At 65.5% G+C, this 12585-nt stretch carries 12 protein-coding genes; 4 read left to right on the top strand and 8 right to left on the bottom strand.

What is annotated here, in order from left to right; all coding sequences use genetic code 11:
- Positions 1 to 20 precede the first annotated feature (20 nt).
- The 7 genes from ACSVDO_RS18155 to ACSVDO_RS18125 all read right to left on the bottom strand — a co-directional run bounded on the left by ACSVDO_RS18155 (position 21) and on the right by ACSVDO_RS18125 (position 7211).
- Entirely contained in the window at positions 21 to 1145 is a 1125-nt protein-coding gene (locus ACSVDO_RS18155; protein ID WP_489593832.1) for an ankyrin repeat domain-containing protein, read from the bottom strand.
- 304 nt (positions 1146 to 1449) lie between these two features.
- Complete coding sequence (gene ruvC, locus ACSVDO_RS18150; protein ID WP_332540324.1) at positions 1450 to 1998, bottom strand: crossover junction endodeoxyribonuclease RuvC; 549 nt, start codon at positions 1996 to 1998, stop codon at positions 1450 to 1452.
- A gap of 13 nt (positions 1999 to 2011) precedes the next feature.
- The gene (gene mtgA / locus ACSVDO_RS18145; protein ID WP_489596435.1) at positions 2012 to 2725 is read right to left on the bottom strand and encodes a monofunctional biosynthetic peptidoglycan transglycosylase; all 714 of its coding nucleotides are present in this window, start codon (positions 2723 to 2725) and stop codon (positions 2012 to 2014) included.
- Positions 2726 to 2734: 9 nt separating this feature from the next.
- Positions 2735 to 3574 carry a shikimate dehydrogenase gene (aroE, locus tag ACSVDO_RS18140; RefSeq protein ID WP_489593830.1) on the bottom strand — a complete coding sequence of 280 codons (840 nt, stop codon included), beginning with the start codon at positions 3572 to 3574 and terminating at the stop codon, positions 2735 to 2737.
- Between the two features lie 47 nt (positions 3575 to 3621).
- A complete protein-coding gene (locus tag ACSVDO_RS18135; protein ID WP_489593828.1) occupies positions 3622 to 4482 on the bottom strand; it encodes an energy transducer TonB in 861 nt (286 codons plus the stop codon).
- On the bottom strand, positions 4479 to 6548 hold the full coding sequence (locus ACSVDO_RS18130; protein ID WP_332539272.1) for a ribonuclease catalytic domain-containing protein: 2070 nt from the start codon (positions 6546 to 6548) through the stop codon (positions 4479 to 4481). Before ACSVDO_RS18130 ends, ACSVDO_RS18135 begins: the two co-directional genes overlap by 4 nt.
- Before the next feature lie 78 nt (positions 6549 to 6626).
- Positions 6627 to 7211, bottom strand: coding sequence for a YqiA/YcfP family alpha/beta fold hydrolase (locus ACSVDO_RS18125; protein ID WP_489593826.1), 585 nt, complete (start codon positions 7209 to 7211; stop codon positions 6627 to 6629).
- A gap of 89 nt (positions 7212 to 7300) precedes the next feature.
- Here ACSVDO_RS18125 and rodA point away from each other — a divergent pair, with 89 nt between their 5' ends.
- From rodA to ACSVDO_RS18110, 3 genes are all read left to right on the top strand, one after another.
- Positions 7301 to 8503 carry a rod shape-determining protein RodA gene (gene rodA / locus ACSVDO_RS18120; RefSeq protein WP_489593825.1) on the top strand — a complete coding sequence of 401 codons (1203 nt, stop codon included), beginning with the start codon at positions 7301 to 7303 and terminating at the stop codon, positions 8501 to 8503.
- Positions 8504 to 8567: 64 nt separating this feature from the next.
- Positions 8568 to 10028 (top strand): metalloprotease TldD, encoded by a 1461-nt coding sequence (tldD, locus tag ACSVDO_RS18115; protein ID WP_332539266.1) that lies wholly within the window; start codon positions 8568 to 8570, stop codon positions 10026 to 10028.
- Positions 10029 to 10493: 465 nt separating this feature from the next.
- A complete protein-coding gene (locus ACSVDO_RS18110; protein ID WP_332539264.1) occupies positions 10494 to 11657 on the top strand; it encodes a 3-deoxy-7-phosphoheptulonate synthase in 1164 nt (387 codons plus the stop codon).
- A gap of 33 nt (positions 11658 to 11690) precedes the next feature.
- Here ACSVDO_RS18110 and ACSVDO_RS18105 read toward each other — a convergent pair whose 3' ends face one another.
- Positions 11691 to 12041, bottom strand: a complete 351-nt coding sequence (locus ACSVDO_RS18105) for a YqcC family protein (protein ID WP_332539262.1) — start codon at positions 12039 to 12041, stop codon at positions 11691 to 11693.
- Between the two features lie 152 nt (positions 12042 to 12193).
- On the opposite strand from ACSVDO_RS18105, the gene ACSVDO_RS18100 reads away from it, so the two are divergent.
- Positions 12194 to 12505: a hypothetical protein gene (locus ACSVDO_RS18100; protein ID WP_332539260.1), complete on the top strand. Its 312-nt coding sequence runs from the start codon at positions 12194 to 12196 to the stop codon at positions 12503 to 12505.
- The last annotated feature ends 80 nt before the right edge of the window (positions 12506 to 12585 follow it).

The following is a 12585-nucleotide window of genomic DNA, read 5'->3' as shown; positions in this document are numbered from 1 at the left end:
CCGGCGGTTGCGGGCGCTGTTTACTGTAGAGCGAAGTCCGAGGCCAGCGGCTCCAGGCTGCCATTCGTCGAAGATTCCTGTTCTGCGATAGCCGTGTCCAGCAGGCTATCTTCGGCGGCAGCGGCTTCCACCAGTTCGTGGCTATATAGGTAATCCTCTTCATCGCCCGATGTTTCATCCGACGATGTCAAGGTCATCAATAAAGTCATGTCATCGATGTACTCCTGCTGTACAAGCGCGATCGCGTCAGCGATGGCAGGGTGGCCCGCGTCGCGCGCCATGTCCGCGGCTGTGCGGCCGTCGGCGGCGCAGAGCAGGACGTTCGCGCCAAAGTCCATCAAGTGTTTCACCGACAATTCATCGCCCTTGCTGGCGGCGATCATGAGCGCGGAGTGGCGCTGGCCCTCGCTGAGAGTGTCGTGTTCCAGATACCCCAACTTGAGCAGGCTCAACACAATGTCCGGAGCGCCGGCATCGGCGGCATACATCAGCGCTGTCCAATTCGCGCTGTCTGTGGCATTGATGTATGCGCAGTGTTTCAAGCTCTCCACTATGGCTGGATGCTTGTTCACCACGGCGTGCATCAGCGCAGTGCAATACATGCCGTCGACGGCATTGAGATCGATACCAGCGAATTCCTTCAGACATTCGACAGCATCGAGTTTCCCGGCGATGGCGGCGAGCATCAGTGCGGTGCCGCCCACCAAATTGGCTGCATTGACGGCTGCATCCGCACGATTCTTGAACAGTTCGATGACCTGCACATGGCCTTGTGTGGCGGCCAGCATCAGCGCGGTGTTTCCCTCGAGGTTGGCATCGTTGATCTGCAGGTCAGCGCGCGTGAGCAGGGTCTGCACCAACTCTGGCTTGTTCAATATCGACGCCAGCATCAACGCCGAGAAGCCGCCATCTATTTGGGCATTGATCAGCAGGTCAGGGCGGGCGACGAGGGCCGCCACCGCAGCGTGGTCCCCCTTCACTACGGAAATCATCAAGGCGTTCAAGTTGTCCGCGCCGACGATGTTGATGTCCACATCGTCGCGCTGCAGCAGGGCTTGAAGGGTGGCACTATCTTGCGCATGCGCGGCGGCGAGCAGCTGGGAACCCAGAACGGGATCGAAATCGGGATGGTTTTCAGAAGGCATGATCAAAGGCAGAGGAACTGCAGACTGGTTGACAGTGAAACGTGCCTCGCGGTTGTTTTCGATCCGCACCGCCCAGGCCCGTAGCTTATGGTTGAGTATTTAATAGTTTAAAGCTATCAAGCATTGAGTTTAATTGGTTTTTTAATTTTTGCAAACGCAGTTGTTTTGCAGTCACTTGCGGACCGCGAGGAAGAGGGCTGGTGAGGGATGCGCCGAATGCGCGGCAGCTGCTAGCCCGAGGGCAGGCAGTCAACGGCAGCGGTGCGGGGTGTGCTGCTGGGCGCAGCGCCCGGGTTGTTGCCGCTCAGTAAGAGCGGCCGCCCTTGTACATCGCATGCTGGCGGCGCTGCAGCGGCGCGACTTCGGCAATGCGCGCCATGGCGGCACCCACATGGGCATGCGTGATGGCAATGCCCAGCGCGTCGGCGGCGTCGGGGCCGGGCAGACCGGGCAGCTGCAGCAGGCGCTGCACCATGGCCTGGATCTGGTCCTTGCCCGCGCGGCCATGGCCGGCAACGGCTTTCTTCATCTGCAAGGCCGTGTACTCGGCCACGGGCAACAGGCTGGTGACCAGCGCCGCCAGCGCCGCGCCACGCGCCTGGCCCAGCAGCAGCGTCGATTGCGGGTTGGTGTTGACGAACACGATTTCCACTGCCGAGCTGTCGGGCTGGTAGCGTTGCGCGACCTCGGTGATGCCGTCGAACAGCAGCTTGAGCCGGCCCGGCAGGTCGCCGCGGTCCAGCGCGGTCGTGCGTATGGTTCCGCTGGCCACATAGGTGAGGCGGTGGCCGTCCACGTCGACCACACCAAAGCCCGTGGTCTGCAGGCCGGGGTCAATTCCAAGAATGCGCATGCAATGCTCTCTGTCAGGGCAGAGCAGTATGACCCATGCGGCGCATGATGGTGCGCGCGCGTTGGGCCAGGTAGCTGGACTTGGGTTGCAGCGCAAAGCGCTTGGGCTGGGGCAGCATCACGGCCAGGCGCGCGGCCTCGGCCGCGCTCAGGCGTGCCGCAGGCTTGCCGAAATAATAGCCCGCAGCCGCCTCGGCGCCAAAGACGCCCGGGCCCCATTCGACATGGTTCAGATAGATCTCGAGAATGCGCTGCTTGGTCAGGAACAGTTCGAGCAGCTTGGCGAGCACCAGCTCCTGGCCCTTGCGCGCGAACTGGCGCTCGCCCGACAGCAGCAGGTTCTTGGCGAGCTGCTGGGTGATGGTCGAGCCGCCATAGATTTTCGTCGGCGCCCGGCCCGCGGCCTGGGCCCGCTCCTCGGCGCGCTGGTTGCGCTCCCAGGCTTTCTCGATCGCATCCCATTCGATGCCGCTGTGGTCGACAAAGCCGTCGTCTTCCGACGCGACCACGGCGCGCTTGAGATGGTCGGAAATCTGCGCGTAGTCGACCCACTGATGGCGCCAGCGCTGGATTTCGCCGCTGCGCAGCGCCTGCCAGGCTTCGGAGCGCTGCACCGTGGTCGACGCCGGGTCGAGCACGGCCATGGCCGCGATGCGCACCACGAAGAACAGCTGCAGCAGCAATGCCGCGCACAGCAGCAGGGCCAGCCAGCGCCAGACAGGCTGCATGCGCATGGCCTATGCTCCGAGGCTGGCGCGCAGCTCGGCCAGCACGGGCGCGCCCTGGGGGCGCACGCCGCGCCACAGCGCAAACGCTGCGGCCGCCTGTTCGACCAGCATGCCCAGGCCGTCGCGCCCGCGCGCGCCATGCTGCGCGGCCCAGTCGAGAAAGCCTTGCGCGGCCGGGCCGTACATCATGTCGTAGGCCAGGCAGCCGGGGCGCAGCACGCTGGCGGCCACGGGCACGGCCGCGCCGCCGAGGCTGCTGGCCGAGGCATTGATCACCAGATCGAAGTCGTGCGAGATATCCAGGCCCTGGGCGCTGAGCGCCACTCCATGGCGCGCGGCCAGCAGAGCGTGGCGCTCGACCAGCGCCTGGGCCTTTTCCACGGTGCGGTTGACGATGACTATGCGCCGCGGCTGCTCGGCCAGCAGAGGTCCGAGCGCGCCAGCCGAAGCGCCGCCGGCACCGATCAGCAGCAGGTCGCGGCCCGCGATCTGCTGGCCCGCGTTGTCGCGGATATCGGCGACCAGGCCCAGGCCGTCGGTGTTGTCGGCATGGATGCGGCCGTCGGACAGCACCAGCGTATTGGCCGCGCCCGCGAGCTGCACGCGCTCGCTGCGGCTGTCGGCGAGTTGCGCCGCCTGCAGCTTGAACGGCACGGTCACATTGCAACCGCGCCCGCCGGCCGCGGCAAAGGCCTGCACGGCGGCGGCGAAGCCGTCGAGCGCGACGAGTTCGCGCGTGTAGCGCAGGTTTTGCGCGGTCAGTTCGGCAAAGCGCGCATGGATCCAGGGCGAGCGGCTGTGCTCGACGGGGTTGCCCATGACGCAGTAGAGATCGACGGTGGATTGCATGGTGAAAAGCGGAAAAAAGACGGTCGCGCACGAATGCGTGGCCGGGGTCAGCGCACGCTGGTCTCCAGCGTCTGCTCGCGCGTGAATTTGAAGCGCGACACCACGGCGATCTGGTCGGCCTTGGTGCGCATCGCGCTGCCGAACTGGCCGAACGGGCCAGCGGCGCGCGCAATTGCGGCGGCGCGGTTGTCGAGCAGCGGATTGCCGGAGCTTTGCACGATCTCGGTGTCGAGCACCCGCCCATCGTGGTTGACGGTGACGATCATGGTCAGCTCTCCATAGAGCTTCCTGCCCGCCTGCTCGGGAAAGTTCTCAGTCCCCTTGTCTTCGACCTTGCGGCGCAGCGCGTCGTAGTAGACCGCATACACCTCTTCGCGCGTCGCGGGGCTGATGTAGCGTTTCTTGGGCCGCGCATTCTCCTCGTTGATGCGCTTCTCGATTTCGGCGAGCAACTTGACCAGCTGCTGGCGGCGCTCCTGCTCGCTGAGCTGCTGCGCGTTGGGCGCAGTCTCGCGCGGATCGAGCGGGGCCATGGTGGCCACGCGCTGGCGCAGCTGGGTCAGCAGCACCGCCTGCTGCTCCTGCATCGCATCGAGCTTGCGCTGCGCTTCCTCGAAGTCCTCGCCTACGGCCGTGAGCGCCGAATAGGGCAGGGGACTCGTGGCGCGGCCCTGGGCGGCTTCGCCGCCGCCGGCAAGCGAAGCCTGGGCAATGGCCTGGGCCTTTTCCGGCCGTTCCTGGGATTTGGCGTTCACCAGAATGACTTCGAGCGGAGTGTCCTGGAACACGCGCTCGAAGGCCTGGGGGTGAACGAAGCGAACCGAAAGCACGGCCGCGTGCAGCGCCAGCGAGATACCGAGCGCGAGCTGCAGGGTGGTCAAGGAGCGAAGCGCGGCGGTGATTTTCACGGTGCGGGAGGCGTCACGGCGTCGGTTTCGTTCATGTCGACGGCGATGGCGATCGGGCCGGCAACGGCGTCGTCCTCGCCTTCGTCTTCACCGGCCTGCTCGCCCGTGGCCTGGGCCTCGGGGCTGTCGAGGCGCTCGATCAGCGTGCCGTTGACGTCGAGCGTGATTTCATCGATCTCGCCCAGGCGGACCTTGAGGCGTGCGCCGCGTGGCAGGCCCTGGGCGCCGAGCACCGGCAGCACCAGCGGCAGGCTGTCGGCACGCACCAGGAAACTGCCGCCCGGGCCTTCCTTGATGACGCTGGCCTCGATCTCGGTGATGCCGTTCTGCTCGAGGTACTTGAGCGTCCAGAAGCGCTCCATGCCGGCCTGGTAGCCGTTGTAGGCGCTGTAGGCGGTGTCGAAGCTGCTGATGATGGCGAACAGGTCGGCGTCCTTGGGCTTGAACGGCGCGGCCAGAGCCGCGGTCTTGCCGTTGCGCACGCAGGCGATGATCTGCCACTGGTTGACCAGGTCGACATAACGGCGCAGCGGTGAAGTCGCCCAGGCGTAGCTCTTGACGCCAATGCCTGCGTGCGGCAAGGCCTTGGTGCCCATGCGCACCTTGACGCCGGGCGCCAGGCTCGCCTGGCTGCGGTAGATGCCGGGCACGCCGTGCTCGGCCAGCAGGTTGCCCCAGGTGCTGTTGGCGACGATCGCGGCTTCGGCGACGATCAGGTCCAGCGGCGCGCCGCGCTTGCGCGTGGTGATCTGCACGGTCTCGTTGCCCACGGGCTCGCCGCCGGCATTGCCCGTGAGGCGGAAGTTGTAGTCGGGGCGGTTGAAGTTCTCGGGCTTGCCGCGCACGACTTCACGCTGCGCCTTGAGGTGCTTGGCCAGGCGGTGCAGGAAGGTGAACTCGCTGCGCTTTTCCTGCAGCGTGGCGGGCGTGCCTGCGACTTCGATCGACGCGTCGTTCAGCCATTCCTCGGTCACGATGTGGTCGAGCTGGTCGTGGCGGAAATTGATCTGCACCGGCACGCGCTCCAGGCGCGTCTCGCTGGCGATGAATTCCAGCGTCTCTTCGTTGATCTGCACGTACAGCGAGACCGCTGGGTTGGCGCGGCCTTCGTCCAGCGTATAGACCTGCACCACTTCGTCGGGCAGCATGGTGATCTTGTAGCCGGGCATGTAGACCGTCGACAGACGGTTGCGGCCCAGTTGGTCCAGCGGCGTGCCGGGCACGATGGCCAGGCCGGGCGCGGCGATGTGCACGCCCAGCGTCACGACGCCCGTGCCCAGGCCCTGGACCGACAGCGCATCGTCGATTTCGGTGGTCTGCGAATCGTCGATCGAATAGGCCTGCACATTGGCCAGCGGCAGATCCTGCGGCGGCTGGGGTGCGGCCAGCGCGGGAAAGCCCGTGCCCTTGGGGAAGTTGTCAAACAGGAAGCGCTTCCAGTGGAACTCGTAGGCCGAGTCGATCGCGCCCGCGCGCTGCAGCAGATCGAGCGGCGCGAGATGCGTGGCGCGGCTGGCCTCGACCACGGCCTTGTATTCGGGCGCGTTCTTGTCGGGACGGAACAGGATCTTGTAGAGCTGCTCGCGCACCGGCGCCGGGCATTCGCCGCGGCCCAGCTGCGCGGCCCATTCGTCGATCTGCGCCAGTACGAGCTTCTTCTTCTCGATCGCGGCCAGCGCCTGTTGCAGGATCTCGGCCGAGGCCTTGCGAAAACGCCCCTTGCCCGCGCGGCGGAAGTAGTGCGGCGCGTCGAACAGCGCCAGCAGCGTGCCCGCCTGCTGGGCCAGCGTGGCGTTTTCCGAGAAATAGTCGCGGGCGAGCTCGGCAAAGCCGAATTCCTCTTCGGGAGCGAATTCCCAGGCCAGGTCGAGCTCCATGCCGTCGGCCTGGGCTTGCGCCTGGGCCATGAGTTCGGCCGGTGTCGGCTTGTCGAACTTGATCAGGATATGGGCGGCCTTGACCTTGACCCGCTTGCCGGTATCGAGCTCGATCTGGGCGGAGGTATCGGTTTCGGACAGGATGCGACCGGCGAGGAATTTGCCGGCTTCTTCAAACAATGCGTGCATGGTTGCAATTGTCCCATGAGGTCCGGGGTGGCTGCAGGGCTTTTCCTTGCGCGGTTGCGGGCTGCGCAGGCCTGGGCCTCAGGCCAGCGCGAGAAAGCTGTCTATGCGCGGGATGTGCGTGGCGAAGTCGCTGAGCGCATGCTCGCCGCCCTCCAGCAGCGCGATCTGCGCGGCCGGGTAACGCGCCACCATTTCACGCCAGTCGAGCACTTCGTCGCCCTTGGCAATGAAAGCCAGCTCGGGCCCGGCCGCGGGCAGGGCGCGCGTGTCGAGTGCCTGCAGCTCGGCTATGTATTCGGGGCGAAAGAAGAAATGCTGCTCGGGGTCATGCCAGGCGGTCTGCGCGCCAATGTACTTTTCAAGATCGCGTGCCGGGAATACCGCCGGGTTGAGCAGCACGCTGTCGCAGCCGCGCTGCTGGGCAAACCAGCTCGCGTAGAAGCCGCCCAGCGACGAGCCCATCACGGCCGTGGTGGCGCGCGGCCAGTCGGCCGTGCCTTCCAGCAGCAGCTGCGCGGCGGCGCGCGGCGAGGGCGGCAGCTGCGGGCACCACCAGTGCACGCCTGGGTGATGGGCCGCGACATGGGCGGCCATCTGCTGTGCCTTGAGCGATTGGGGCGAGGAGCGAAAGCCGTGCAGATAGAGCAGATGGGTCGTGTTCATGGGATAGGCAGCAGTGCGACACACGCCATTGTGGCCTGCTGGCCCGCGGAAGACGATGGATTTGCCGCGCAACGGATAATCGCCGCCATATGTCTGCAGCAGAATTCGACAAGCCTTCGCTTCTTCAACGCATCGTGCCCCTGTTTCGCGGTTTCGATGGCCCCCTGGTGCTGTTGGTGCTGGTGCTCGCCGCGATCGGCCTGACGGCCATGTATTCCTCGGGTTACGACCACGGAACGCGCTTTGTCGACCATGGCCGCAACATGCTGATCGCCGTCGGCCTGCTGTTTCTCGTCGCCCAGGTGCCGCCACAGCACATCATGAAGGTCGCGGTGCCGCTGTACCTGGTGGGCGTGGCGCTGCTGGTCGCGGTCGCGGTGTTCGGCATCACCAAGAAAGGCGCGCAGCGCTGGGTCAACGTGGGCGTGGTGATACAGCCCAGCGAACTGCTCAAGATCGCCACGCCGCTGATGCTGGCCTGGTGGTTTCAGCGGCGCGAAGGGCAGATTCGTCGCACCGACTTCGTTCTGGCCCTGGTGCTGCTGATGGTGCCCGTGGGCCTGATCATGAAGCAGCCCGACCTGGGCACTTCGCTGCTGGTCATGGCTGCGGGCCTGTCGGTGATCTTCTTCGCCGGTCTGCCGTGGAAGCTGGTGCTGCCGCCGGTGGTGCTGGGAGCGATAGGCATCGTGCTGATCGTCTGGTTCGAACCCCAGCTGTGCGCCGAAGGCATGCGCTGGCCGGTGCTGCACGAATACCAGCAGACGCGCATCTGCACGCTGCTCGACCCGACACGCGATCCGCTGGGCAAGGGCTTTCACATTCTGCAGGGCATGATTGCCATAGGCTCGGGCGGCGTCTGGGGCAAGGGTTTCATGGCCGGCACGCAGACCCATCTCGAATTCATTCCCGAACGCACCACCGATTTCATCTTCGCGGCGTTCTCCGAAGAGTTCGGCCTGGTCGGCAATCTGCTGCTGATCACCGCCTTTCTGCTGCTGGTGTGGCGCGGCCTGGTGATCGCCACGCGTGCCCAGCAGCTGTTCGCGCGGCTGATGGCGGCGGCGGTGGCAATGATTTTCTTCACCTACGCGTTCGTCAACATGGGCATGGTCAGCGGCATCCTTCCCGTGGTCGGCGTGCCCCTGCCTTTCGTGAGCTACGGCGGCACGGCCATGGTCACGCTGGGGCTGGCGCTGGGTGTGCTGATGTCGGTCGCGCGCTCGCAGCGCCAGTTGCCACAGGACGCGGCGCTGGGCCGGGGGCCGCTGGCGAACCCGCGCATGGGCTGACGGCCGCAACGAATTTCCTGGCCAGCGCAGGGAGAGGACATGGGGTGGTGCCTACAATGTACCCATGATCTCCCGCGAACCCACCATCGAACGCCTGGCCACGGCCCGCAGCTTGCTGCTCGAGCCTTTCGGCCTGGATGAATCCCACCTCGCACGCGCCCTGGCCGAGATCCGCTCGCACCAGGTCGATGACGCCGACCTGTACTTCCAATACACCCGCGCCGAAGGCTGGAGCCTCGAGGAAGGCATCGTCAAGACCGGCTCCTTCAGCATCGATCAAGGCGTGGGCGTGCGCGCGGTCAGCGGCGAGAAAACCGCATTTGCCTATTCCGACGACATCTCCGAAGCGTCGCTGCTGGACGCCGCGCGCACCGTGCGCAGCATCTCCAGCGCGGCCCAGAGCCAGCGCGCGAAAGTCGTGCGCCCCAAGATCGCCGGCAGCCGCTCGCTCTATCCCGCGATCGACCCCATCGCCTCGCTCGACAGCACGGCCAAGGTCGAGCTGCTGGGCCGGGTCGAGAAGCTAGGCCGCGCCAAGGATCCGCGCGTCAAGCAGGTCATGGCGGGTCTGGCCAGTGAATACGACGTGGTGCTGGTGGCGCGTGCCGACGGCACGCTGGCCGCCGATGTGCGGCCGCTGGTGCGGCTGTCGGTCACGGTGATCGCCGAGCATAAGGGCCGGCGCGAAGTCGGCTCGGCCGGCGGCGGCGGCCGCTTCGGCCTGGCCTATTTCAGCGAGGAGCAGATCAGCCAGTATGTCGACGAAGCCGTGCATGCGGCCCTGGTCAACCTCGATTCGCGCCCTGCGCCCGCGGGTGAAATGACCGTGGTGCTGGGCTCGGGCTGGCCCGGCATCCTGTTCCACGAAGCCGTGGGCCATGGCCTCGAAGGCGATTTCAACCGCAAGGGTTCGAGCGCGTTCAGCGGCCGCATAGGCCAGCGCGTTGCCGCCAAGGGCGTCAATGTGCTTGACGACGGCACCATTGCCGACCGCCGCGGCTCGCTCAACGTCGATGACGAAGGCTGCCCCAGCCAGCGCAACGTGCTGATCGAGGACGGCATTCTCAAGGGCTATATCCAGGACTCGATGAATGCCCGCCTGATGGGCGTCGCGCCCACGGGCAACGGCCGGCGCGAGAGCTATGCGCACATTCCCATGCCGCGCATGACCAACACCTACATGACCGGCGGCGATCTTCCTCCCGAGGAAATCGTTGCCAGCATCAAGAAGGGCTTGTACGCGACCAACTTCGGCGGCGGCCAGGTCGACATCACCAGCGGCAAGTTCGTGTTCTCCGCAAGCGAAGCCTACTGGGTCGAGAACGGCAAGATCCAGTACCCGGTCAAGGGCGCGACCATTGTGGGCAGCGGCCCCGAGTCGCTCAAGAAGATCAGCATGATAGGCAACGACATGCGCCTGGACCCCGGCGTCGGCACCTGCGGCAAGGAAGGCCAGAGCGTTCCCGTGGGCGTGGGCCAGCCCACGCTGCGCATCGACGGCCTCACGGTGGGTGGCACGGCCTGATCCTGGCCGTGGCCTGGCGCACCAGGCAAAGGACAAAGAGGGCCCAGGCCCTCTTTTTTTCGGCCGCAAGCCGTGCGGCGGCATGCGCGGCGCATGGATTTGCGCTTTCCGTGCATTTTTTTGTTTTTCAATTAACGCTGTATTGCTGCAAGAAATTGCAATACAGCGCAATTAAATTGCAAGAATGCGGTTTTTAAAGGCCGGAATGCAGGTTTGTTGACTTGCCTGTTGTCGCCTGGCAACGTCGCGCCAGGGTGTGGGGCAGGGGGACTGTGCTACATTTTCCTCCTATGAATGCAGCACGCGCTTACTTTGCCTATTTTTGGTTCTCGGTCCCCGGCGGATGAGAGGCGAGCGCACAAGCACCCGAAACAAACTCTCTAAGAACCGCCGAAGCTGAAAAGCCCGGCGGTTTTTTTTTGCTCTTTCATTCCCAGCCTTCCACGCATTCCACGAAAGCACACGATGACCGCTCCTAACGCATCCGCCAGCGATTCCTGGTATCGCAGCTCTGTCCACAAGACCGGCCAGACTGACGACGAACGTATCAAGGACATCACTGTGTTACCCCCTCCAGAGCATCTCATCCGTTTCTTCCCCATCTGCGGGACGCCCGTGGAGGCGCTGATCGGCAATACGCGCCACACCATCCACCGCATCATGGCGCGCGAGGACGATCGGCTGCTGATCATCATCGGCCCCTGCTCGATCCATGATCCCGCCGCAGCGCTGGAATACGCGCGCCGCCTGGCCGTGGTGCGCGAGCAGTACAAGGACACGCTGGAGATCGTGATGCGCGTGTATTTCGAGAAGCCGCGCACCACCGTGGGCTGGAAGGGCCTGATCAACGATCCCTACCTCGACCAGAGCTACCGCATCGACGAAGGCCTGCGCATCGCGCGCCAGCTGCTGATCGACATCAACCGCCTGGGCGTGCCCGCAGCCAGCGAGTTCCTCGACGTGATCTCGCCCCAGTACATTGCCGACCTGATCAGCTGGGGCGCAATCGGCGCGCGCACCACCGAAAGCCAGGTGCACCGCGAGCTGGCCTCGGGCATCTCGGCGCCCATAGGCTTCAAGAACGGCACCGACGGCAACATCCGCATTGCCACCGACGCGATCCAGTCGGCCGGCCGCGGCCACCACTTCCTGTCGGTGCACAAGAACGGCCAGGTTGCCATCGTCAACACCACGGGCAACCAGGACTGCCACGTGATCCTGCGCGGCGGCAAGACGCCCAACTACGACGCCGAAAGCGTGGCCTCGGCCTGCGCCGACCTGCGCGCTGCCGGCCTGCCCGACACGCTGATGGTCGATTGCAGCCATGCCAACAGCTCCAAGCAGCACGAGCGCCAGAAGGACGTGGCGCGCGACATCGCGGGCCAGGTCGCCGGAGGTTCGGACTCGGTGTTCGGCCTGATGATAGAAAGCCATCTGCAGGGCGGAGCGCAGAAGTTCACGCCGGGCAAGGACGATGTGGCCGCGCTCAAGTACGGCCAGAGCATCACCGATGCCTGCCTCGACTGGGACGATTCGCTGCAGACCCTGGCCGTGCTGTCGCAGGCCGTGCAGGCGCGCCGCGTGCGCCAGGAAACCAAGACCGAAGCTGCCGCTCCCGCGCTGGCTTGAGGTTTGCAGGCCGGCGCGCTGCCGGCCTGGCGCTCAGTGCTGGCGGGCCGCGCCGGTATTGAGCGTGTGGTCGAGCCGCTGCAGCAGCGCCAGCAGGCGGCTGCAGTCGCGCGGCGCAAGCCGGCTGAACTCGTGCTCGCCCAGCGCATGGATGTTGCAGTTGCCGGGCAAGGCGCTGCGCGCGTCGATCAACGCGCTGAGCCGGGGCACGAACACCCATTGCAGCCACTGGTGGAATTCAAGCGTGTCATACATGAACGGCATAGTCGACGCCAGCGCCTCGGCGCTGGGCGGCAGCGCCGACCACAGATCGAGGGCGCTCATTTCCGCTTGCAGCGCCTGCAGCTGTTCCTGGATTTCGGCATGCTGGGCAGTAAGTGACATCGGTTGGCCTGTGGAGAGAACGGGAGGGCGATTTTAGCCAGCCTGGGCTGAAACTGCTCGCAGTCCCGCTGGCGCCCGCGCGGCGATTGTGTTTAAGCTGCTTGCCTGGGCGCATCCTGCGCCCGTTGGCGATATCTGCCGAAAGGTTTTTCATGCACAGCGAAGTGACGGTGACCCTGGCCCCCGAACAGGAATTCCATGTCGACCTGCGTGGCGTTGAGCCGCTGGACCACGAAGCCGCGCGCAAGTGGCTGGACGAACAATTCATTGCCTTCGACTGCGAGCCCCTGCGGCCCAGCGGCAAGGTGCTGCTGGCCGACAAGCTGCTCACGGTGGCCCATGCCGCGGGCGCGTCCCGGCTGTCCGACCCCGAATGGCTGCGCGCCTACGGCCGCGCGGCGACGGGTGTCACTGCGCGGCCCGTAGTGCGCATTGATGTTCCGGCGATGACCGTGGGGTACTGACTTCCAGTGGGGCGCAGGCACGCTCAGGGCGGATGAGGCAACCGTTCGTGGTGGGCCACGGCCTGCTGGGGAACGCGCGC

The organism is Comamonas sp. DB36, from assembly GCF_057914905.1.
The sequence above is the reverse complement of the archived record's forward strand: the minus strand, read 5'-3'. Positions and strand labels throughout refer to the sequence as shown.

Excerpts from the sequence above, each read along its gene's own strand:
- ACSVDO_RS18155 (WP_489593832.1), bottom strand. The coding sequence starts at position 1,145 with ATGCCTTCTGAAAACCATCCCGATTTCGATCCCGTTCTGGGTTCCCAG.
- ruvC (WP_332540324.1), bottom strand. The coding sequence starts at position 1,998 with ATGCGCATTCTTGGAATTGACCCCGGCCTGCAGACCACGGGCTTTGGT.
- mtgA (WP_489596435.1), bottom strand. The coding sequence starts at position 2,725 with ATGCAGCCTGTCTGGCGCTGGCTGGCCCTGCTGCTGTGCGCGGCATTG.
- aroE (WP_489593830.1), bottom strand. The coding sequence starts at position 3,574 with ATGCAATCCACCGTCGATCTCTACTGCGTCATGGGCAACCCCGTCGAG.
- ACSVDO_RS18130 (WP_332539272.1), bottom strand. The coding sequence starts at position 6,548 with ATGCACGCATTGTTTGAAGAAGCCGGCAAATTCCTCGCCGGTCGCATC.
- ACSVDO_RS18125 (WP_489593826.1), bottom strand. The coding sequence starts at position 7,211 with ATGAACACGACCCATCTGCTCTATCTGCACGGCTTTCGCTCCTCGCCC.
- rodA (WP_489593825.1), top strand. The coding sequence starts at position 7,301 with ATGTCTGCAGCAGAATTCGACAAGCCTTCGCTTCTTCAACGCATCGTG.
- tldD (WP_332539266.1), top strand. The coding sequence starts at position 8,568 with ATGATCTCCCGCGAACCCACCATCGAACGCCTGGCCACGGCCCGCAGC.
- ACSVDO_RS18110 (WP_332539264.1), top strand. The coding sequence starts at position 10,494 with ATGACCGCTCCTAACGCATCCGCCAGCGATTCCTGGTATCGCAGCTCT.
- ACSVDO_RS18105 (WP_332539262.1), bottom strand. The coding sequence starts at position 12,041 with ATGTCACTTACTGCCCAGCATGCCGAAATCCAGGAACAGCTGCAGGCG.
- ACSVDO_RS18100 (WP_332539260.1), top strand. The coding sequence starts at position 12,194 with ATGCACAGCGAAGTGACGGTGACCCTGGCCCCCGAACAGGAATTCCAT.